18 protein-coding genes are annotated in these 21,753 nt (G+C 60.9%); 12 read left to right on the top strand and 6 right to left on the bottom strand.

Translation table 11 applies throughout. The annotated features are described in order from the left end of the window. Nucleotides 1–121 precede the first annotated feature (121 nt). The 10 genes from pyrH to DDE76_RS07570 all read left to right on the top strand — a co-directional run bounded on the left by pyrH (nt 122) and on the right by DDE76_RS07570 (nt 10,185). Nucleotides 122–859: a UMP kinase gene (pyrH, locus tag DDE76_RS07615; protein ID WP_461381899.1), complete on the top strand. Its 738-nt coding sequence runs from the start codon at nt 122–124 to the stop codon at nt 857–859. A gap of 111 nt (nt 860–970) precedes the next feature. Further along, complete coding sequence (gene frr / locus DDE76_RS07610) at nt 971–1,531, top strand: ribosome recycling factor (RefSeq protein ID WP_104894411.1); 561 nt, start codon at nt 971–973, stop codon at nt 1,529–1,531. 33 nt (nt 1,532–1,564) lie between these two features. Next, nucleotides 1,565–2,326, top strand: coding sequence for an undecaprenyl pyrophosphate synthase (locus tag DDE76_RS07605; protein WP_104894410.1), 762 nt, complete (start codon nt 1,565–1,567; stop codon nt 2,324–2,326). A gap of 89 nt (nt 2,327–2,415) precedes the next feature. Beyond that, nucleotides 2,416–3,183 carry a phosphatidate cytidylyltransferase gene (locus DDE76_RS07600; protein ID WP_157955703.1) on the top strand — a complete coding sequence of 256 codons (768 nt, stop codon included), beginning with the start codon at nt 2,416–2,418 and terminating at the stop codon, nt 3,181–3,183. Nucleotides 3,184–3,224: 41 nt separating this feature from the next. After that, nucleotides 3,225–4,361 (top strand): RIP metalloprotease RseP, encoded by a 1,137-nt coding sequence (gene rseP, locus DDE76_RS07595; RefSeq protein WP_104894408.1) that lies wholly within the window; start codon nt 3,225–3,227, stop codon nt 4,359–4,361. Nucleotides 4,362–4,544: 183 nt separating this feature from the next. Further along, nucleotides 4,545–6,659, top strand: coding sequence for an outer membrane protein assembly factor BamA (gene bamA, locus DDE76_RS07590; protein WP_104894407.1), 2,115 nt, complete (start codon nt 4,545–4,547; stop codon nt 6,657–6,659). Nucleotides 6,660–6,731: 72 nt separating this feature from the next. Then, a complete protein-coding gene (gene lpxD, locus DDE76_RS07585; protein ID WP_104894406.1) occupies nt 6,732–7,760 on the top strand; it encodes a UDP-3-O-(3-hydroxymyristoyl)glucosamine N-acyltransferase in 1,029 nt (342 codons plus the stop codon). Next, nucleotides 7,757–8,230, top strand: coding sequence for a 3-hydroxyacyl-ACP dehydratase FabZ (gene fabZ, locus DDE76_RS07580; RefSeq protein WP_104894405.1), 474 nt, complete (start codon nt 7,757–7,759; stop codon nt 8,228–8,230). Before lpxD ends, fabZ begins: the two co-directional genes overlap by 4 nt. Nucleotides 8,231–8,238: 8 nt before the next feature. After that, a complete protein-coding gene (gene lpxA / locus DDE76_RS07575; protein WP_104894404.1) occupies nt 8,239–9,036 on the top strand; it encodes an acyl-ACP--UDP-N-acetylglucosamine O-acyltransferase in 798 nt (265 codons plus the stop codon). A gap of 21 nt (nt 9,037–9,057) precedes the next feature. Further along, nucleotides 9,058–10,185 carry a lipid-A-disaccharide synthase gene (locus DDE76_RS07570; RefSeq protein ID WP_104894403.1) on the top strand — a complete coding sequence of 376 codons (1,128 nt, stop codon included), beginning with the start codon at nt 9,058–9,060 and terminating at the stop codon, nt 10,183–10,185. On the opposite strand, the gene gltA is transcribed toward DDE76_RS07570, so the two are convergent. Both gltA and gltX read right to left on the bottom strand, forming a co-directional pair. Continuing rightward, nucleotides 10,182–11,471, bottom strand: coding sequence for a citrate synthase (gene gltA, locus DDE76_RS07565; RefSeq protein WP_104894402.1), 1,290 nt, complete (start codon nt 11,469–11,471; stop codon nt 10,182–10,184). The two genes, DDE76_RS07570 and gltA, sit on opposite strands and share 4 nt — an antisense overlap. Nucleotides 11,472–11,655: 184 nt before the next feature. Continuing rightward, the gene (gene gltX / locus DDE76_RS07560) at nt 11,656–13,071 is read right to left on the bottom strand and encodes a glutamate--tRNA ligase (protein WP_104895047.1); all 1,416 of its coding nucleotides are present in this window, start codon (nt 13,069–13,071) and stop codon (nt 11,656–11,658) included. 217 nt (nt 13,072–13,288) lie between these two features. Here gltX and DDE76_RS07555 point away from each other — a divergent pair, with 217 nt between their 5' ends. Further along, the gene (locus DDE76_RS07555; protein WP_157955702.1) at nt 13,289–15,289 is read left to right on the top strand and encodes a ComEC/Rec2 family competence protein; all 2,001 of its coding nucleotides are present in this window, start codon (nt 13,289–13,291) and stop codon (nt 15,287–15,289) included. On the opposite strand, the gene DDE76_RS07550 is transcribed toward DDE76_RS07555, so the two are convergent. The 4 genes from DDE76_RS07550 to DDE76_RS07535 are packed head-to-tail and all read right to left on the bottom strand — an operon-like array spanning nt 15,258 to nt 19,633. Beyond that, a complete protein-coding gene (locus DDE76_RS07550; RefSeq protein WP_104894400.1) occupies nt 15,258–17,213 on the bottom strand; it encodes a beta-galactosidase in 1,956 nt (651 codons plus the stop codon). The genes DDE76_RS07555 and DDE76_RS07550 overlap by 32 nt on opposite strands. An 8-nt stretch (nt 17,214–17,221) precedes the next feature. Then, complete coding sequence (locus DDE76_RS07545) at nt 17,222–18,097, bottom strand: SMP-30/gluconolactonase/LRE family protein (protein WP_104894399.1); 876 nt, start codon at nt 18,095–18,097, stop codon at nt 17,222–17,224. Beyond that, nucleotides 18,094–18,705 (bottom strand): 2-dehydro-3-deoxy-6-phosphogalactonate aldolase, encoded by a 612-nt coding sequence (locus DDE76_RS07540; RefSeq protein ID WP_104894398.1) that lies wholly within the window; start codon nt 18,703–18,705, stop codon nt 18,094–18,096. The genes DDE76_RS07545 and DDE76_RS07540 overlap by 4 nt, the downstream gene beginning before the upstream one ends. A 10-nt stretch (nt 18,706–18,715) precedes the next feature. Continuing rightward, nucleotides 18,716–19,633, bottom strand: a complete 918-nt coding sequence (locus tag DDE76_RS07535; RefSeq protein WP_104894397.1) for a 2-dehydro-3-deoxygalactonokinase — start codon at nt 19,631–19,633, stop codon at nt 18,716–18,718. Between the two features lie 296 nt (nt 19,634–19,929). On the opposite strand from DDE76_RS07535, the gene DDE76_RS07530 reads away from it, so the two are divergent. Further along, on the top strand, nt 19,930–21,738 hold the full coding sequence (locus DDE76_RS07530; RefSeq protein WP_104894396.1) for an IlvD/Edd family dehydratase: 1,809 nt from the start codon (nt 19,930–19,932) through the stop codon (nt 21,736–21,738). Nucleotides 21,739–21,753 lie beyond the last annotated feature (15 nt).

Here is a 21,753-nt window from a genome sequence, read left to right as displayed (position 1 = left end):
CTTTTCTGGATTGAGCTATTCCACTTCAAATTACTTCAGCATGCAGCCTTGGCTTCATTTGCCGGGCAATTTGCCATAGGGTTTGCCGGGTCCGCCGGAATCGGTGGCCCGCTCATCAAAGATCAAGGGGTCCCCACCAATGCCATCCGCACATAAGCGCATCTTGCTCAAGGTATCGGGTGAAGCGCTGGCGGGAGACAATTCCTTTGGCATTGAACCGCCATACCTGCAGCGCATTGCCGGCCAGATTGCTGACGTGGCACGCACCGGCGTTGAGGTTGCCATTGTGGTGGGCGGGGGCAATATTTTCCGAGGCATGGCCGGTGCGGCTGATGGCACCGACCGCGTGACCGCCGACCTGATGGGCATGCTGGGCACCATGATCAACGCCTTGGCCCTGAGCAATGCCATCACCCGCCACGGCGTCAAATCCAAGCCGTTCAGTGCAGCAACCATGCCTTCTGTTGCAGATACTTTTACCGCGCGCGACGCCAAGCTGGCGCTCGAAGAAGGCTTTGTCGTTGTCCTGGGCGGCGGAACGGGGAATCCGTTCTTCACAACCGATACCGCAGCGACCCTGCGTGCCATCGAGCTTGAATGCGACATGGTGCTCAAGGGGACCAAGGTCGACGGGGTCTATTCGGCCGACCCGATGAAAGACCCGACCGCAACCCGCTACACACAGATTAGCTATGACGACGTGATCCATCAAAACCTGAAGGTGATGGATACCGCTGCATTCGCACTTGCCCGCGACAACGCCATGCCGATAATCGTATATGCATTGGACGACAAGGCAGGCCTTGCTGGTGTATTGGAGGGCAAGGGCCTGTCTACGCGCGTGGGCAATCCGCTCTAGACACCTGCTTGCAGGTGCCGTCGGCCCCGCACTATGGGTGTTGATGAACCCGATGAACGCCAGAGAACGGGCACAAGACCCGGGCCGGCAATGGACTGGAAGGAAACAGCAATGGCCTCGAGCTACGATCTCAACGACCTCAAGACGCGTATGCAGAAGTCCGTCGCGTCTCTCAAGGATGAGTTGGGTGGCCTGAGGACCGGGCGCGCCAGCGCCAGTCTCCTCGATCCCGTAACGGTGGAAGTCTATGGCTCGCGCATGCCGCTCAATCAGGTAGCGACAGTGACCGTACCCGAACCCCGGATGCTCTCTGTGCAGGTCTGGGACCGGTCCAACGCCAATGCTGTCGAGAAGGCCATTCGTGACAGCGGCTTGGGTTTGAACCCGATGGGTGAAGGGCAGATCATCCGCGTGCCATTGCCCGAGCTGAATGAACAGCGCCGCAAGGAGCTTGCCAAGGTTGCCCACACCTATGCCGAGCAGGCGCGCGTCGCCGTGCGCCATATTCGACGCGACGGCATGGATGCCTTGAAAAAGGCGGAGAAAGACGGCGACATGAGCCAGGACGACGCCAAGAAGCAGTCCGATCTGGTTCAAAAGGCCACCGATGACTCCGTCGCTGAGATCGATGCCATCGTGGCGACCAAGGAACAGGAGATCATGCAGGTCTAGAGGATCACATGATCTCGCGCCGGGAGGGCGTTGATGGCAGGGGAACCGGCCGCCAGCATGAAAGTTGAGCCAGGTGCGGGGTTGAAAATCCCGCGCCACATCGGCGTCATAATGGATGGCAATGGCCGCTGGGCCAGGCAACGCGGCAAGCGGCGGACCGAAGGTCATGTAGAAGGTGTCAAATCCCTTCGCGGTTTAGTCGAACACTGCATCGCCTATGGCGTGCCCTGCCTGACGGTATTTAGTTTCTCGTCGGAGAACTGGTCCAGACCTTCTGATGAAGTGTCCTTCATTTTCAACCTGTTGCGGCGCTTTGTTGCATCAGATTTGCAGCGGCTGATACGCAACAATGTGCGCGTTCGTATCATCGGTTCGCGTGCTGGGCTGGAACCGAGCCTCGTCAAGCTGATCGACGATGTCGAGGCCAAGACGCAGGCCAATACGGGACTGACCCTGGTGGTCGCGTTCAACTATGGCAGCAAGGCCGAGATTGTCGCTGCGGCCCGTCACCTGGCAGGTGAAGTGGCTGCGGGGCGTTTAAGCCCTGACGACATCAACGAGCAACGGCTTGGCGACGCGCTCTACACCGCTGGTCTGCCAGATCCGGACGTTATCATCCGGACCAGTGGCGAACAGCGCCTCTCCAATTTCCTGCTCTGGCAGGCGGCCTATGCGGAGTTCGTGTTTGTTGATGAACACTGGCCCGATTTTGACGAAGCCAGCTTTGTTCGGGTGCTTGAAATGTTCACTCAGCGTGACCGGCGCTTTGGCGGTATTGGGACGGACGCGCGTTGAGCGGGCAGGGGGATCCGAATACTGATCAGCCGGTCCCAGCCCGGCGGTCCTGGGCCGATGTAGGGCCGCGACTCGCTTCTGCCGCTGTTTTGATTGCGCTGACCGCGACGGCGCTTGTCGTTGGCAGCTATCTCTTTGCTGCGGTTGTAGGTGGGGTCTATGCCCTTGCCTACCGCGAATGGGAGACCATGGTGACCCGTGCGCCGCTGACCCAACAGGGCATGGTGCTGATCGGGCTCGTGGCGCTGTCCGGCCTCCTATACCCACTTGTCGGACTCTGGGGGCCAACAGGGGCGATTGCCCTGGCGTGTGGCCTGACATTCACCATGGAGCGCGAGCACATGGTCTGGCGGATTGTCGGGCTGATGCTGTTCGGTGCGCTGATAACCTCTCTCATGGCCATGCGCGGCACCGGGACGGCAGGAATTTGGGCCGGACTTTATCTTGGTACCGTGGTCTGGATGACCGATTCTGCAGCCTTTTTTGCAGGCCGCCAGATTGGCGGTGAAAAGCTCGCTCCCGACATTTCGCCATCCAAGACCTGGTCGGGCGCCTTGGGTGGGCTCGCTCTTGGTACTGGTGCGGGGCTGCTGGTCTGGCTGTGGCTGACCGACTCACCGATCTGGATTGGCATCCTGCTCTCTGCGACGATCAGCGTACTCGCTCAGGCCGGTGATCTGGCCGAGAGTGCGATCAAGCGGTTCTTCCGCATCAAGGACAGCGGCGACATCATTCCCGGACATGGCGGGCTGATGGATCGCCTGGACAGTCTCACATTCGGCGTGTTTCTGGTCGTAATAGTGGGCGCAACCCATGCCGGGTTCGGGGCGATAGCGACGGGATTGCTCCACTGGTAGTAGCGCCAGCCCGTGCCGAACTGTGAGAGTATTGGAACCCAATGTTTGATTTCGCCTACTGGCTGCTGTCCTATCTCGTTCCATTCCTCGTCGTTCTGACGGTTATCGTCTTCGTCCATGAGATGGGCCATTATCTGGTGGCGCGCTGGAACGGGGTGGCCATCCACACCTTCTCGGTTGGCTTTGGGCGCGAGCTGGTGGGCTGGAACGACCGGCACGGCACGCGCTGGCGTATTTCAGCTATCCCATTGGGGGGCTATGTCCGCTTTGTCGGCGACATGAATCCGGCCAGCGTGCCCGACCTTGAGGCCGCCGCAAATGTGGATCCGGCCCTGGCGCCGCGCCTCTTCGTCAACAAGAGTGTCTGGCAACGCATTGCGATCGTCGCCGCCGGCCCGCTTGCCAATGTCCTGCTGACCTTCTTGATTCTCTATGCTCTCTTGCTCGGCTATGGCCGCTACACGATCCCGCCTGTCATCAGCGAAGTCGTCTCCGGCTCGGTCGCCGAGGCAGCGGGCTTCCTGCCAGGCGATGAAATCTTGGCAGTCGATGGTTATGCCGTTCGCGGCTTTGAGGATTTCCAGCGCTATGTCGCCACCAGTCCAGAGCGCGCGGTGGTGGTGGACCTTGTGCGCAGCGGTGCGCAACGAACGCTTACCCTGGTCCCCGAAGCTGTTGAAATCGAGGACCGATTCGGCAATGACCAGCGGATTGGCCGGATCGGGGTCTCCCGAGATGTCGAGGAGACCGATGTGACACTTTATCGCCCCGGTCCTGTCGAGGCCGTGGGCATGACCTTCGAGGAGATCCGGTTCATCGTGCAGCGCACGGCGGCTTTCCTTGGCGACTTCTTCGTAGGCAGAGGGGATGTCGAGCAGCTTGGCGGACCGGTCAAGGTGGCCAAGGTTTCAGGGGAAGTTGCTACGTTGGGCTTTGTGGCCCTGATCAACCTGATGGCGCTGCTCTCGCTCAATATCGGGATCTTCAACCTGCTGCCGGTGCCTATGCTCGATGGCGGGCACCTGCTGTATTATTTTATCGAAGCAGCTCGCGGGCGCCCGCTCAGCATGCGCATACAGGAAATCGGCTTCCGCTTCGGATTTGCCCTTGTGCTTGCGCTCATGGTGTTTACCCTGTTCAACGACACGGTGTTCGACCACTTCGGTATTTTGCGCTAACGCATTGTTAACCTTGGTTCGCAAGGTGTTGCACGAATACAAGGTCGCCAATGAATTGCTAACCGCGTGAGCAGTCACGCCTTGTTCCTGGTTAAAAAAACAGTAAAACACTTCAATGGAGTTAGCTTGGGGGAGCGCTGTGCATGGCGATTCTTCGAGCGGGTCGCAGAAGGCAATAACAATATGATTCACCCCACCAAGTTGATGCGTGGCGCGGTTTCGGCGATAGCCATTTTGGGGGCAGCCCCCATGGTTGCTGGCGTGCCTGTCCTTGGCGTCGTGACGGCACAGGCACAGGAGCAACTGGTTGCTTCCGTTCTGTTCGAAGGCAATCGCCGCTTCCCTGACAGTCAGCTCCTGACCATGGTCGATATCTCGACCTCGGGAATTTACAGCCAGCAGCGTCTCAACGCTGACATCGAGAGCATTCGCCTTGCCTATGATCGTGACGGGTTCAACTCCGTTTCGGTAACGGCCCGGACCGAGCAGACCACAGATGGTCGGGTGCGGGTGATCTTCGAGATCAATGAAGGTGAGCGCGCCGGGATCGCCGCGATCAACTTTACCGGCAACAACTCCATCGGCGCAGGCAATCTCAAGGGCGCCATGCTCACCAAGGAGTCGGGCATCCTGAGCTGGCTGCTCCGGGACGACACCTATGACGAGCAGAAAATGGCCGTCGACCGTGAGCGGATCCGGGCATACTACGCCAATCGGGGTTTCCCCGATGCGCAGGTCAATTCGGTTGCCGAATATGATGCCGCTCGCAATGCCTACTTCATCAATGTGACCGTCAACGAAGGTCAGAAGTATGAGTTCGGCAATGTTGGTATCGAAACCAGCATTGACGGCCTGAACACAGACGTGCTGCGCAGCACTGTGCGCACGGGGCAGGGTGCGACCTATTCGGCGCTTGATCTGCAAAAGTCCATCGAGGATATGGCCTACGAGGCCACAGTCCAGGGTTACTCCTTTGCCGACGTCCGGGCGCGCCTGGATCGCGACGCGGCCACCAATTCCTTCAACGTCACCTATCTGGTTGATGAAGGTGCGCGCATCTATGTCGAGCGCATCAACATTACGGGTAACATCAAGACACGTGACTTCGTCATTCGTCGTGAGCTCGATTTTGCTGAAGGCGACCCGTTCAACCGCTCCATGGTGATCCGCGGTCGCAATAATATCGACGCTCTTGGCTATTTTTCCAGGATCGATATCTCGACTGCGCCTGGCTCTTCGCCGGACAAGATTGTCCTCAACATCAATGTCGAAGAACAGTCCACCGGTGAGTACGGGGCCACAGCCGGTTACTCCACCACCGACGGTATTCTGGGCGAGCTGTCGCTGACCGAGCGCAATTTCCTTGGCCGCGGCCAGTATCTGCGGGCGGCCATTGGTGCTTCGCAGTCGGGCCGCACCTTCGACTTTTCGTTCACCGAGCCCCGCTTCATGGGTCTCAAGATCTCTGCTGGCGTGGATGCCTATCATCGCATCAACGACGAGACCTCGACCAGCTTCTACGGGACGCAGACAACCGGTGGGCAGCTTCGGGTGGGTGTGCCGCTGACCAGCGCCTTGAACGCGCAGTTCTTCGGTGGCTATGAGCGGATGGTCGTTGACGATACAGATGCGCCAAATTCGACGCTGGTCGCGAATGGTCAGGAGTTCAACAAGGCGTTTATTGGCTACACGCTGACCTGGAACGGTGTGGACGATGTCCAGAACCCGACAGAAGGGCTCTATGCCACCTTCACCCAGCGCTACATTGGCTGGGACCACAATCTGTTGCGCTCCGAGGCGCGCGCACGCTATTTTGTGCCGCTGATCCCGGACAGCGGCGTGGTGGGCAGCATCCGCGGCCAGGCTGGCATCATCAATAGCATGAATGGCGGCGCCGTTCATTCGGTCGAGGCCTTTACGCCTGGCTCGCAGCTCATTCGCGGTTTTGAACCCCGTGGGTTTGGCCCGCGCTTGGGGACTGGCGAATATGTCGGGGCCACTATGTTTGCCGGTATCTCCGGTGAAATCGAGTTCCCGATCCCCGGCCTTCCGGAGAGCTACGGTCTGAGCGGTGCGGTCTGGGCAGACGCTGCCTGGGTTGGTGACAGCAGCGACATCATCGGTGGCGGTGGTGCGGTTGCCACAAGCAACGACCAGCCATGGCGCACTTCGGTTGGTGCATCCCTTATCTGGGATTCGCCGTTCGGCCCGCTGCGCGGCGACTTTGCTCATGTCCTGAACAAGTCGACCGACGACCGCACGCAGATGTTCCAGTTCACCATCTCGACCTTGCTCTAGTCTGGCCGGCGTGAATAGTTTTTTGGAGCCGCGGGGCGGTAGCGCCGCGGCTCTTTCTGTTTAAGTGATATCATGGTCGATACCCGTTTCCATCGCTTCGCCGGTCCGCAGACCTTGGGCGCATTGCTTGCTCTGGTTGGTCAATCAGACTTGGCGGCGGGCCTTGGGAATCCCGAGCTCACAATTACCGGGGTCGCCGAACTCGAATTGGCCGGGCCGGGTGAACTGGCCCTTGCGGCCCAGCCCAGCTACATTGAGGAACTGCGCGCCACCACTGCTGGTGCCGTTCTGGTGTCGCCCGCTCTCAAGGACGCCGTTCCCGTGGGCTGCATCGCCGTCGTGATCGACAAGCCCCACAACGTCTTTGCCGATATTCTCGACGCGCTCTATCCGTCAAGCACCCGATCAATCATCGCGGCCGGGCGAGAGGATCTTGGTGCGCCCGTGTTCGAGCGCGATGTCACCCTTGGCACCAATGTTGTGGTGGGCGCCGGCGTTGAAATCGGCCGAGGCACTGTGATTGGCGCCAACACGGTGATCGGCGCCGGTGTAACCATTGGCAGAAACTGCATCATTGCCCCCAATTGCACCATCGACTGCGCTCATCTGGGCAATGAAGTCGTATTGCATTCCGGCGTGCGCATCGGCACGGAAGGCTTCGGCTGGCTCGATTTCGGCCAGTCCAATCGCAAGATCCCGCAACTGGGTCGGGTGGTCATTCAGGACCGCGTCGAGATTGGCGCGAACAGTACCATCGACCGGGGCGCACTGGGTGACACGGTTTTGGGCGAAGGGTCAAAGATCGATAATCTGGTCCAGATCGGTCACAACTGCCGTATTGGCCGCAACTGTCTGATTGCAGCTATGAGCGGCCTGTCCGGCTCCACTATCGTGGGGGATGGCGTATTGATGGGCGGCGGGGTTGGCACCTCGGGTCATCTCAGCATTGGCGCCGGCTCGGTCATTCATGGCCGGGCGGCCGTGACCAAGGACTGGCCCGCCGGGTCCAAGCTTGCTGGCGCTCCAGCGCAGGATATAAGAGATTTCTGGCGAGAACTCGCCGTTGTGCGGAAACTGTCGAAGGGGGAGAAGCGGGGATGAACGAAACCACCGCCGTCACCGAACTCAATGCCATGAACATCGCCGAAATTCTTGAGGCGCTGCCACATCGCTATCCCTTCCTGATGATCGACAAGATCGTTGAGATTAACGGCGACGAATCGGCCATTGGGGTGAAGAACGTCACGTTCAACGAACCGATCTTTCTCGGACACTTCCCGAACAACCCGATCTTTCCTGGCGTCCTGATCATAGAAGGCATGGCCCAGACAGCCGGCGCCATTGTCATCAAGCACGACTCGACCGGTGGCCGGAAAAACATCGTTCTGATGCTCGGGGTCGACAATGCCCGCTTCCGCAAGCCTGCCGGACCTGGCGATACAATCGAATTCCACATCACCAAGATGCACCGCCGCCGCAATGTGGGACGCTACGAGGCCAAGGCCAAGGTCAACGGCACAGTGATTGCCGAAGCCGAGATCACCGCGATGATCGTCGGGGCCGAGGCGTGACAGCCCCTATGATTCACCCCACGGCGATTGTCGCCGATGGGGCCAGGCTCGGCGCGGATGTACGCATCGGGCCATATAGCATCGTTGGCAGCAATGTCACGCTTGGCGACAGGGTCGAGTTGGTGTCGCACGCTGTTGTCGAAGGCAACACGACGATCGGCCCCGGTACGCGTATCTTTCCCTTCGCCTCGATCGGCCATGAGCCGCAGGATCTCAAGTTTCATGGTGAGAACTCACGCCTCGAAATTGGCGCGAACTGCACCATAAGGGAATCCGTGACCATCAATCCGGGCACCGAAAATGGTGGCATGGTCACGCGCATTGGCAATAATTGCCTGATTATGGCCAACGCTCACGTCGCCCATGACGCGATTTTGGGGAACAATGTCATCATGGCCAACTATGTCGGCGTAGCCGGCCATGTTCAGGTCGGTGACAATGTGATTTTTGGCGGCACCTGCGTCATCCATCAATTCACCCGCATCGGCGCGCACGCCTTTATCGGCGCCCAATCCATGGTGGATGGCGACGTCATTCCCTACGGCATGGCGGTCGGCAACCGGGCGACCCTGACTGGCCTCAACCTCATTGGCCTCAAGCGCCGGGGCTTTGAGCGCGAAGCCATCCACCGCCTGCGCGCCGCTTATCGGCAGATTTTTGCGAGTGAGGGGACGCTGCGGGAACGCGTGGAAGACGCAGCCGAGATCTTCAGCCAGGATGCTCTGGTTCAGGACGTGGTGCGTTTCATTGCAGACGCCCAGGATCGCCCCATCCTGCTGCCGCGCAACGGCCACGAGACAGAATAGCCATCCGATCCGGAGGCAACCATGAGCGAGAAGCTGCGCCTCTTTATTCTGGCCGGTGAGCCGTCCGGAGATCGGATTGCTGCAGATTTGGTGGCGCGGCTGCGCGGCCAGGTGAATCTGGAGCTGTCTGGCGTTGGCGGCGACGAATTGGCGGGGCAGGGGCTGACCACGCTCTATGCGATGTCCGATCTGGCGGTCATGGGCATCACCGATGTGCTGCTCAACCTGCCACGCCTGCTCTGGCGGCTCAAGCAGACAGCGCAGGCCATCCTGGCCGCAAACCCTGACATGGTGGTGCTTGTCGATGCCCAGGACTTCTCGCGCCTTCTGGCGGCACGCCTGCGCAAGCGCGGGTATGCTGGTCACTTGGTCCTCTATGTGGCGCCATCGGTTTGGGCCCGCCACCCGGAGCGCGCCAAACGCCTTGCGCCGCTCTTCGATGCCGTTCTGGCCGTGCTCCCGTTCGAGCCTGAGGCCATGGAGCGGCTTGGCGGTCCCCCCACCAGCTACGTCGGCCATCCGGCCCTTGCCGAGGCCATCCCTTCGCTATCGCCACCTGATCGAGGGCCGCTTGTTCTGCTGCCTGGCAGCCGCGATGGCGAGCTGCGCCGCCACATGCCCGTATTGGCCGAAATGGCAGCCGACCTCGCGCGCCATGAGGTGGTGACTGAACTGGTCATCCCGACCTTGCCCCGGCTGCGCGACAGGCTGATCCGGGAAACCGCCAGTTGGCCGGCGCCAGTCCGTGTCGTTGAATCGCGCGCTGCGCGTCGCGAAGTTTATCAGCAGGCCATTGGCGCCATCTGCGTCTCGGGCACCGTGACGCTCGAACTAGCTCTCGCGCGTGTTCCTATGGTGGTCATTTACGCGCTCGACAGCCACCAATCCCATGTCTACGCAAAACTCGGTCGGCCTTGGGTATCCCTGCCCAATATCATTCTCGGCGAACAGATTGTGCCCGAATTTGTCGCAGCACCACTTTTGGCGAGCCCTGCAAAGTCAGCAATGCGCAATCTGCTGGACAACAAAAAAGCCCGCCAGGACCAGATACTGGCCTTTGACGAGCTTTTTCGGATTATGGAGGCGGGGCTGCCCCCGCACCTCCGCGAGGACCCGGCAGACCGGATCCTCGAAATCTGGCGCACTTAGCGGCTGTTGATCGGATCGTAGTCCCGTGCAGTGGCGCCATTGTAGAGCTGGCGCGGGCGGCCAATCTTCTTCTGCGGGTCGCCAATCATTTCCTTCCACTGGCTGATCCAGCCAACGGTGCGGGCGACGGCGAACAGCACGGTAAACATTGAGGTCGGGAAGCCGATCGCATCCAGGATCACGCCCGAATAGAAGTCGACATTCGGGTAAAGCTTGCGGTCGATGAAGTATTGGTCCTCGAGCGCAATGCGCTCCAGCTCCTGGGCCACCTGCAGCGTGGGATTATTGCCCACCCCGAGAATCTCCAGCACTTCCTTGGCCGTGGCCTGCATCACCTTGGCGCGCGGATCGAAGTTCTTGTAGACGCGATGACCAAAGCCCATCAGGCGGAACGGGTCGTTCTTGTCCTTGGCGCGGGCAATGAATTCGGGGATACGATCCACCGTGCCGATTTCACGCAGCATGTTGAGGCAGGCTTCATTGGCGCCGCCATGAGCGGGGCCCCAGAGGCACGCCACGCCAGCCGCGATACAGGCGAACGGGTTGGCGTCCGACGATCCCGACAAACGCACCGTCGAGGTCGATGCGTTCTGCTCGTGATCGGCATGCAGTGTGAAGATCAGGTCCATCGCGCGGGCGATCTTGGGATCGACCTTGTATTCCTCGGCGGGCACCGAGAAGCACATATGCAGGAAGTTCGCTGCGTAATCGAGATCGTTGCGCGGGTAGACGAAGGGCTGGCCCACTGAATACTTGTAGGCCATGGCCGCAATCGTCGGCATTTTGGCGATCATGCGGATCGAAGCGATCTCGCGCTGCTGCGGATCGTTGATGTCGGTACTGTCATGGTAAAAGGCCGCCATGGCGCCGACAACGCCGGTCATGATGGCCATTGGGTGCGCGTCGCGGCGGAAGCCACGATAGAAATAGTGCATCTGCTCATGCACCATGGTGTGGCGCGTCACCAGGGCCTCGAATTCCTTGAACTGGGTCGGGGTCGGCAGCTCGCCATAGAGCAGCAGGTAGCACACTTCGAGATAGCTGGACTTTTCGGCCAGTTGCTCGATGGGGTAACCGCGGTAGAGCAACTCGCCCTTGTCGCCATCGATATAGGTAATCGCGCTATCGCACGCTGCCGTCGAGGTGAACCCGGGGTCGTAGGTAAACAGGCCCGTCTTGGCATAGAGCGAACGGATATCCATCACATCCGGACCCACCGAACCACTCAATATGGGGAATTCGTGGGTCTGGTCTCCGATGACGAGTTTGGCGACTTTTTCGGTCATTGAGCTCTCCTCGCTTCACCCCGTTCGTCCGCAGGAAAGGACAGGAAATGCGGCCCCGGGGGCGGCGCCCTTAAAGCGCCGATTTTCCGGTGCAGAGGTATCAGGTCTTGCCCATCGCAAGCAACCGATAGGTGAGTATGACTTATCTATCCGACAGGCTGGCGACAGGCTTGCCTATCGTGTCTCAAGCAGCCGTCTGATCACCGAGTCGGGCAAGGCTCTCTTCTCGTCCGATCAGCACCATGACCTCGAAAATCCCCGGAGAAACAGTGCGTCCGGTGAGCGCCGCACGCAAAGGCTGTGCCAGTTTGCCCAGCTTGAGCCCCTTTTCCTCAGCCAGGGCACGCATGGCCGCATCAATGCTTGGCACTGACCAATCGGCAAGGCCCCCTAACGTATCGGCAACGCTCTGGAGCACAATGCGTGCCTCATCGGTCAGCAACGCCGCAGCTTTCTCGTCCGGCTGGATTGGGCGCAGGGCATAGATGAACTGTGCAAGATCGATCAGTTCAAGCACGGTCTTGGCGCGCGGCTGCAATTCGGGCAGGGCGGCCAGAACCGTATTGTGGTTGGCCATCAGGCCCTTGGCATCCTCGTCGCGCCCGACTTCCCTGGCCGTTTCAACCATAACGTCATACAGATAGGCGGGGTCGGCCTCGCGGATATAGTGACCGTTGATGTTCTCGAGCTTGACGAAGTCGAAGCGCGCAGCCCCCTTGTTGAGGGCCTCAAGGCTGAACCATTCCACCATCTGCTCGGTGGTGAAGAATTCGTCGTCGCCATGGCTCCAGCCCAGGCGCGCCAGATAGTTGCGCAAGGCTGCGGGCAGGTAGCCCATCTGCCGATAGGCCTCGACGCCGAGCGCGCCGTGCCGCTTGGACAGCTTGGCGCCATCCGGCCCATGGATCAGCGGGATATGCGCCATTTCCGGCACGGTCCAGCCCATGGCATTGTAGATGATGATCTGCCGGGCCGCATTGGTCAGGTGGTCGTCGCCGCGGATGATATGGGTGACGCCCATGTCATGGTCATCGACCACCACGGCATGCATGTAGGTCGGGGTGCCATCCGATCGCAGGATGATGAAGTCATCCAGGTTCTCGGTTTTGAACACCACCTCACCCTGCACATGGTCGCGCACGACGATCTCGCCTTCCAGCGGCGCCTTGATACGGATCACTGGCTTGATGTCGGCAGGGGCCTCCGAAGCGTCGCGGTCCCGCCAATAGCCGTTATAGCGTGGCGGCTTGCCAGCGGCGCGGGCCTCCTCGCGCATCTGTTCCAGCTCCTGGGGGGAACAATAGCAATAATAGGCGTGCCCTTTTTTCACCAGCTCGTGAGCCACTTCAGCATGCCGCGCAGCGCGGGAGAACTGGCTGATCGGCTCGCCTTCCCAGTCCAAGCCCAGCCACTTCAACCCATCGATCAGTGCGGTGACGGCGGCCTCAGTGGACCTTTCCCGATCCGTATCCTCGATACGCAAGAGCATTTTGCCGCCCTTGTTCTGCGCATAGGCCCAGCTAAACAGCGCCGTTCGCGCACCGCCAATGTGCAGATAGCCGGTGGGAGAGGGAGCAAAACGCGTGACGACCTGAGACATGGCAAACCGGAAGGATTTGAGAAATTGCGGGCTGTGTGTAGCATAGGCGGGCTTGAGCGCAAGGGCAGGGCGCATGGGGGCTGGGCAAAGGGTTGTCGAGGGCACGTCGAGGCTGGCCAGATGGTTGCGCGCGCGCGGCAAGCGGGCGGACTGGCCTGCTCCTGGAGAACCTGCAGCAGGGGATAGCCTGCGCAACGCCATACAAAGTGCCGTTGAAATGCGTCGGCTCTTTGTCCTGCTGCCGTTTTCCATGATCGCGGGGCTGATCTGCTACGCAACCATGCCAGCCGAGCCGTCAGCCTATCTGCTCGCTGGCGTGGCGATTGCTCTGGCTGTCCTGATGGTGGTGTCTCGTGTTCGGCTTGCACTGAATGGGCTCCGGGGCGTCGTTCAGATCTCCGCGTTCTGGCTCGGCTTCTGCCTCTTGCCCCTGCATGGCTTGGCCTTTGGCACCCCGATGCTGGCCTACCCGGCCTATGGTACCTATGAAGCCCAGGTCGACGAGGTCCTGTCCGCCGATGAGAACCGGATCCGGATCATTGCGTCCCAACTTGTGCCGATCGAAGACGCCAGACCAGTCCCGATCCGCCGCGCCCGTATCGTCCTGCCGGGCGATCTAAAGCTCGCGCCGGGCGACAGCTTCCGGGCCGCCCTGCGGTTGGCACCCATTCCAGGGCCGGTCTTGCCCGGTGCTCATGACGGGCAGTTTCACTCCTATTTCGTTGGCGTGGGGGCTTATGGTTCGACCATCGGGACGCTTGAGGTCCTTGCCGCCGGCGACATCTGGAGCCTGGCCCGTCAGGTTCAGGGCCTGCGCACCGTCATTGGTGACCGCATCGATACGGTTCTGGATGGCGCTACAGCCGCGATCGGCAAGGCCATGGTGGTCGGGGATCAAAGCGACATCACCGATGAAACGCGCGACGTCATGGCCGCCTCGGGCTTGGCCCACATCTATTCGATCTCGGGCCTGCACCTGTCCATTGTGGCAGGCGGCATCTACTGGCTCCTGCGCCTGGCGCTGGCTTCGATTCCGGCTCTTGTGGCCTGGCCCATCAAGCAGATCTCTGCATCGGTCGGCATTGTCGCGGCCTTTCTCTATCTATTGTTAGCCGGTGGTATGGACAATGTGCCGGCCTTCCGCTCGACCCTGATGCTCGCTCTGATCTTCGGCGCGGTCCTCGCGGGACGCCAGGCATTGACCATGCGCAATGTCGCCATCGCGGCCATCATCATCATTCTCATCGATCCGGCGAGCATCTTCAGGCCCAGCTTCCAGCTCTCCTTCGCCGCAGTCGTCGGTCTCATCGGCATCTATGAACTGCCGCGCCTTCATGGAACGCCATCGAGAGGGCGCTTGGCCCGCATCGGCGGTGTTGTTGCCGCTACCGCATGGACCAGCCTTGTCGCGGGTCTGGCGACCCTCCTGTTTTCTGCCTACCACTTTCAGCAGACTGCCCCGCTGGGGGTTATCGGGAATGTGCTGGCCTTGCCCTTTGTCAGCCTGGTCATCATGCCTTTCGGCGTCGTCTCGGTTCTTGCCATGCCACTGGGCATTGACGGGCTTTTCCTGGCCATCATGGGCTGGGGCATTGACCGCATGATCGATGTCGCCGAACTGGTGGCCGCCTGGAGCCAGGGTTGGACAGGCAATCCGCTGCTCGCAGGTTGGACATTGGGCGTGGGGCTGATCGCTCTTGCCTGGTTCGCCTTCCTTGAAACCCGCTGGCGCTTGCTGGGGCCGGCCCTGGCACTCCCCGTAATCCTGGCAATTGGGTTCGAACCGCGCCCGGACATCCTGATTGCCGATACCACCCAGGCCGTCGCAATTCGCAATGGTGAGGCAATGGCGCTGGTGACTGGCCGAACCGGCAGCTTTGCCGTCGATGTCTGGAGCGACCACTACCAGGCCGAAATTACAGCCCCGCACCCGGCGGCCAATTGCGACGGTCTGGGCTGCATTCTGACCAACCCGGCCTATAGCGTAGCCGTCATCCGCAATGCGGCAGCTTTCGCCGAAGATTGTGGTCGCCATGACCTGTTGATCGCGCGCATCTACCCGCCACAATTCTGCTACGCTACGGGGCAGGTCATCGGACCGCGAAACCTGCTCGAAGGCGGTGTGCACTGGTTGGTCTGGAATGAGGCGACCGGGCGGTTCGATATCCGCCCGGCCATTGAGAATCTCAATCGGCCCTGGCGCATTGCGCCACGCTGACACCGGCTGCCGGAATGGTGGCACCACCCAGTACATAGCCAATTTCGTCTTGGGCCGGGGTCAGTGTCTGCGTGCCGGTCCCGTAATTGACATAGATGCGATACTGGCCGCGCACCCGGCAGCGAACGCCCGCGGGGAGGGCCAGTGTTGGCGTATCGGCCTCGGCAATCAGATAGTCGGCCACACGCTGCACCAGTGCCTGGTCGCCACTGGCGGTGAGGTAGAAAAGGTTCCCCTGCGAGAGCAGCACTGGTACGCCCTCGACATCCTCCATCACGACTTTCGCACTGCCCTCCACTTTTTCGCGCCAAAGTCGCGCCGCGCCGCCGCCCTTGACGGCCACCTCGACGCCTGCGGGCAGGCTGTCCACCCTGGCCACCTTGGCGTCGAGCAGGTTCTGCGGCAGGTCGGGACCCAGCCGGTCGGGAATGGCAAAGTGTTCTGTTTTCGAGCCAGTGCGCGGCCCTATCAGTACGTGACCATCAAAATTGGCCACTGCGTCACGCAGCTCGTCCGTCCAGGCGAGCAGGGCGGGAATGGCGACAATGTCATAGCCTGCAAAGCTACTTGTCGATGGGGGCAGCACATCGACATCCAGCCCGCGCTTGCGGAATGCCGAATAGAGTTCCCGCACATGATTGCCATGTTTGAAACCGGCCGCCTGCGGCTGGACCTCCCAGGCCCACTCGCTTTCATAGTCGTAGATCAGCGCAATCCTGCTTTGTGAAACCGTGCCCTCCAGCCCGATTTCGGCAAGCTCCCGCGCCACCTGGCTGGCTTCACCATAGCCGGGCGCCGGTTCGCTGTCGGGTCGCACTAGCCCTGCATGCATCTGTTCCTGCGCGAAAGGCGCCTGGCGCCAGCGGAAATAGGACACGACTTCCGCACCGTGCGCAAAAGCCTCCCAGGCCCAAAGCCGCGCCATGCCGGGCAGAGGATCGGGGTTGGCGGCTGCCCAGTTCACCGGGCCGGGCTGCTGCTCCATGATCCACATCCGGCCATGCCCGACACTGCGATAGAGATCGTGGTGGAATGCTGCATTGTCCGGATCGCCCTGGCGCATATAGAGGGCCTTGTGCTCCGCGGTTTCATCGCTGCCAGCGAGGTGCCCGATGGGATAGGAATCCCAACTGGCAATATCGAGCGTCTCACCCAACTTGTAGTGATCGAACTCGCTGTACCGGCTCATGAAATTGTGGATCACCGGCAGGTCAGGCCGCCGGGCCTTCAATATCTCATATTGCACCGCATTGAACGCGGCGACCTGGTCGGACGAATAGCGCCGGAAATCCAGCTCATGGGCAGGAGCGGCATCACAGACCAGTAGGTTTGGCAGCTCGATCTGGTCAAAGTTGTTGTACTCCATCGACCAGAACACAGTGCCCCAGGCCTGGTTCAGCGCGCCGATATTTTCATATCTCTCGGCCAACCACTTTCGAAAACCGTCCTGCGCGGCCGATGAGTAGGAATAGGTCGTGTCGTGGCAGCCATATTCATTGTCGGTCTGCCAGCCACCGAGTGCCGGATGATCGCCCAGCGCCTCGGCAAGAATCCGCGTGATTCGCGCACTTTCCTCGCGATAGCCCAGATGCGAGAAATCATAGTGCCGCCGTGAGCCAAAGCCCTTGCTTCGCCCCTCACGATCGACTGCCAGCATATCCGGATGCCTGTCGATCATCCAGCGCGGCGGCGTCGCCGTCGGCGTGCCGACGATCACCTTGAGGCCGTGGCGCCCCAGCACGTCCATGGCGCGAATCATCCAGTCGAGTTGGAGATTGCCGTCAGTTGGCTCAAGCCGCGACCAGGCGAATTCACCGATCCGGACGAATCGAATGCCGACCTCGGCCATCCGCATGGCATCGGATTCCCAAAAGGACTCTGGCCAGTGTTCGGGATAGTAGCAGACGCCAAGGCAGGGCTTCATTGCAGGTCTCAAAGCTTGATCTTGGGTTCGGGCTGTCCGGCCACATCGAGGTCGATAAAGAAGACCCCGCCAGCGACCTTCTCCTCCGCCAATTGCTCGGCCGACAGGGTCTTGTTGGCGCTGGTCAGGAACAGGCGCTTCAGGTCCTTGCCGCCAAATGCGGGGCAGGTGACCTGGCTCACAGGCACCTCGATGATTCGGTCGATGGACCCGTCAGGTGCATAGCGGATCACGCAGGAGCCGCCCCAACGGGCGTTCCACAGATAGCCCGCGCTATCGACCACGGCCCCGTCCGGATAGCCGCGATGCTCTGAAACATCGGCAAACAGGTTCCACTCGCCAACCGGCATCCCCGTTTCGGGATCGACGGCGCATTTGAGAATCTTCTGGTCCGGCGTGTCGGTCCAATAGGCCGTGCGCCCGTCGGGCGAGAAACAGGTGGCATTGGGGATGGCGGCGTTGGAGATGATCTTGGTCAGAACGCCCGCGCGATAGTGATAGACCCCACCGTCCTTGGGACCCTCATCCTTGACCATGGTGCCGATCCAGAATGCACCGGAGGGATGCACCCGGCTGTCATTGGTACGATTGGCAGGCACGTCCCGCTCGATATCGACCAGGTGAACCGTCTCACCGGTCACCATGTCAAAACGCTTCAGCCCGGTTTCACTGGCCAGTGCCAGCGTCGCATCATCGATAATCGCGCCCGCCGCGACAATCTCGTCGAACTGCCACTGGTTCTGCACGGCGCCCTCGGCATTGGCGGCAAACAGGGTCTTGTTGTTGATATCGAACCAGAACAATTGCTGGCGGCCCGCATGCCAGAACGGCCCTTCACCCAATGCACATTGGCTGTCGATCAGCAGCTTGGCGGTCTCGGTCATTTCGCGGCTCCTTGGTCATAGGCCGCAACGGCCAGTTTCGCGCGCTCGCTGACCTCCGCCACGCTCATGCCCGGCTTGAAGATATAGGTGCCCAAGCCAAATCCGGCGCAGCCCACGGCGAAGAACTCGTGGAAATTATCCGGATTGGCGCCGCCCACCGCATAGAGCGGCAGGGCGGGCGGCAGCACGGCTTTCATCGCCTTGATTCCCTTGGCGCCCAGCACTTCGGCCGGGAAGAATTTGAGCCCGGTCGCGCCGGCGCGAATGGCGGCAAAGGCATCGGTCGGAGAAAACACTCCGGGATAGGACTTCAGCTCCAGTCGCACTGTCTCCGCGATCACCTCGACATTGGTGTCCGGGGAAACGATGAAAGTACCCCCGGCACCGGCAACGGCCCGCACATCCTCTGGCGTCAACACCGTGCCCGCACCAATCTCAGCCCGCTCAGACAGAGCCTTGGCGGCGCGGCCGATACTATCCACCGCATTGGGTGAGTTGAGCGGCACTTCGATCAGCGTAATACCGGCCTCCACCAGTGCCGTGCAGACGGGCACGGCCTCATCGGGCGTCATGCCGCGCAGAATGGCGATGATATGGCGATGGGTCACGGGCAAATCCTCAGGCAATGGACGCGCGCGCGGCCTTGAGACCGGCAAGCACGACTTCAGTTGAGTCGACCAGGCGACCAGAGGCGCCGGCCATGTGGAGCACGCGCATATACAGCGCGCAGAGCTTGTCAGAGCCGATCAGCGGCACCGGATCTGTGCTGATCTCGTTACGGTTCGCAGCAATCTCGGTGCCGATCAGCAGGCCCGAGAGATAGCCCGCGCACCAGTCCGGCGCCTTGCCCGAAAGCAGGGAGGCCGCGCGAACGGTGAACAACTGGCCCAATAGTCCTGCAGGATTGTCCAGCCCGTCACGCGCACCGGCAACAAAACCCTCATCCTGGCCTGGGCCGTCCAATGGTCCGTTCAGCGAGTGGCGTAGTACCGATTGGCTCTTGAGCAGGGCGAACAATTCCCCGGTCATGGCCGTCGAGAAGTGCGCGATCCGAGTACCTTCGAGCCTGGCCCATTTTGAATGCGTGCCCGGCATGCAGACCAGACCAGCATAGTCGGGGTAGAGGCTGGCCAGACCAAGCAATTGGGTTTCCTCGCCACGCATGACATTCTCGCCGCCCTGCCGCTGACAGACGCCGGGCAGGATAGACACGCGAAACCGTTCATCTGGCATAGCCGGGCTTACCGCGCCCAGGCCAAGCGACCCAAGATCGGTCGGTGCCTCAAGATAGGGGGCTTCGAGCCAACCCTGCCGCGCTCCGGCCATACCGCAAATGACCACATCAAGCGGCCCGGCTGGCAATGGCATTTGCCCGAGCGCTGCGCCGAGCGCTTGCGGAAACTGCTCGCGTGCCAATTTGCCCATCCCCTGGTCGGAATCGGCGCTTGCGACCACAGCGCCAGCCCCCCCAATGCCCCAGGCGCGCAGATTGGATGTTCCCCAATCCACCCCAACCCATGCAACTGACTCGGTCAATCTGAACCCTCTCCCTCGATCCCGGAACGATGCGGCGCGACCCTAATGGCCTCTGCGCCTGCTGGCCAGTTCGATTCCAACTCCGGACCTTTTCCTACGCGATAGCTGCGCTGCCAGCTTCTCCCAGGGTAAGCTCAGCAGGCCCTTTGACCAGATTTCTAACATCCATGGCACAGCTTTGGCTGATTTGTATGATTTTTTATCCCAAACCCATTCACAGCGCGGTTTCGCGTGATAGAACACTTCCACCAAGGCCCTCTGATCCGCGCCCGGCGGACAAGCAAGGAACAGGCAAGATGACTGCAGACAATGGCGGCGCCGGCGGCCGCAAGCTTCGCTCGCGCGCATGGTTCGACAATCCCGAAAACCCCGACATGACCGCGCTCTATCTTGAGCGCTACATGAATTTTGGCGTGTCGCGGGAGGAATTGCAGTCTGGAAAACCGATCATTGGTATCGCCCAGACCGGCTCGGATCTCAGCCCTTGCAACCGCCATCACATGGTGCTCGCCGAGCGCGTGCGCGAGGGCATTCGCGAGGCGGGCGGCATCGCCATCGAATTCCCGGTGCACCCGATCCAGGAAACCGGCAAGCGCCCGACTGCGGGTCTCGACCGCAACCTGGCCTATCTGGGCCTGGTGGAAGTGCTCTATGGCTATCCGCTCGATGGCGTGGTCCTCACCATTGGCTGCGACAAGACCACGCCGGCAATGCTGATGGGCGCGGCAACGGTCAATATTCCAGCGATCGCGTTGTCAGTCGGCCCCATGCTCAACGGCTGGCACAAAGGTGAGCGTACCGGTTCGGGTACTATCGTCTGGAAGGCCCGCCAGATGCTGGCCGCAGGCGAGATCGACTATCCCAAGTTCATCGAGCTTGTCGCGTCGTCCGCGCCGTCCACCGGCTATTGCAACACCATGGGCACGGCCTCGACCATGAATTCGCTGGCCGAGGCACTGGGCATGCAGCTCCCCGGTTCCGCCGCCATCCCCGCACCCTATCGCGACCGTCAGGAAATGGCCTACCGCACCGGCAAGCGCGCCGTGGAAATGGTGCATGAGGATCTCAAGCCCTCAGACATCCTGACCAAGGAAAATTTCCTCAACGCTATCGTCGTTAATTCTGCCATTGGCGGTTCGACCAATGCGCCGATCCATATCAATGCCATTGCCAAGCATATCGGCGTCGAACTCGAAATCGATGAATGGCAGCAGCACGGCCACAAGGTACCTCTGCTGGTCAATCTGCAACCGGCTGGCGAATATCTTGGCGAGGACTATTACCACGCCGGTGGCGTACCCGCAGTGGTCAACGAGCTGATGGGGCAGGGGCTGATCCACGAGAACGCGCCTACCGTCAACGGCAAGACCATTGGTGAGAACTGCCGCACCACTGTCATCGAGGATGACAAAGTCATCCGCCACTTCGACAATCCGCTCAAGGCCGAGGCTGGCTTCCTCGTGCTACGCGGCAACCTTTTCGACAACGCTATTATGAAGACCAGCGTGATCAGCCCAGAGTTCAAGGACCGCTACCTCTCCGATCCGGCCCATCCAGGCATGTTCGAGGGCAAGGCCGTGGTCTTCGATGGCCCCGAAGACTACCACCACCGGATCGACGATCCGGCTCTTGAGATCGACGAACACACCCTGCTGTTCATGCGCGGCGCCGGACCGATCGGCTATCCGGGTGCCGCGGAAGTGGTCAACATGCGGCCGCCCGACTACCTCATCAAGAAGGGCATTTCCTCGCTGGCCTGCATTGGCGATGGTCGCCAGTCCGGCACCTCCGGCTCGCCCTCGATCCTCAATGCCTCCCCCGAGGCCGCAGCAGGTGGCAATCTTGCCATTCTCAAGACCGGCGATCGGGTGCGCATCGACCTCAACAAGGGCGAAGCCGACATCCTCATTTCCGACGAGGAAATCGCAAACCGCCGCGCAGCCCTTGAGGCCGAGGGTGGCTACAAATACCCCAAGCACCAGACGCCCTGGCAGGAAATCCAGCGCGGGATCGTGGGGCAATTGGGCGAAGGAGCCATCCTCAAGCCCGCCCAGAAGTACCAGCGCATCGCTCAAACAGAAGGCGTGCCGCGCGACAATCACTAAGGCTCGCGCTGATCA

It is taken from the genome of Devosia indica, assembly GCF_003056405.1.
GTDB lineage: Bacteria > Pseudomonadota > Alphaproteobacteria > Rhizobiales > Devosiaceae > Devosia > Devosia indica.
Note: the sequence above shows the minus strand (reverse complement) of the source record. Positions and strands in the feature narration are given on the sequence as shown.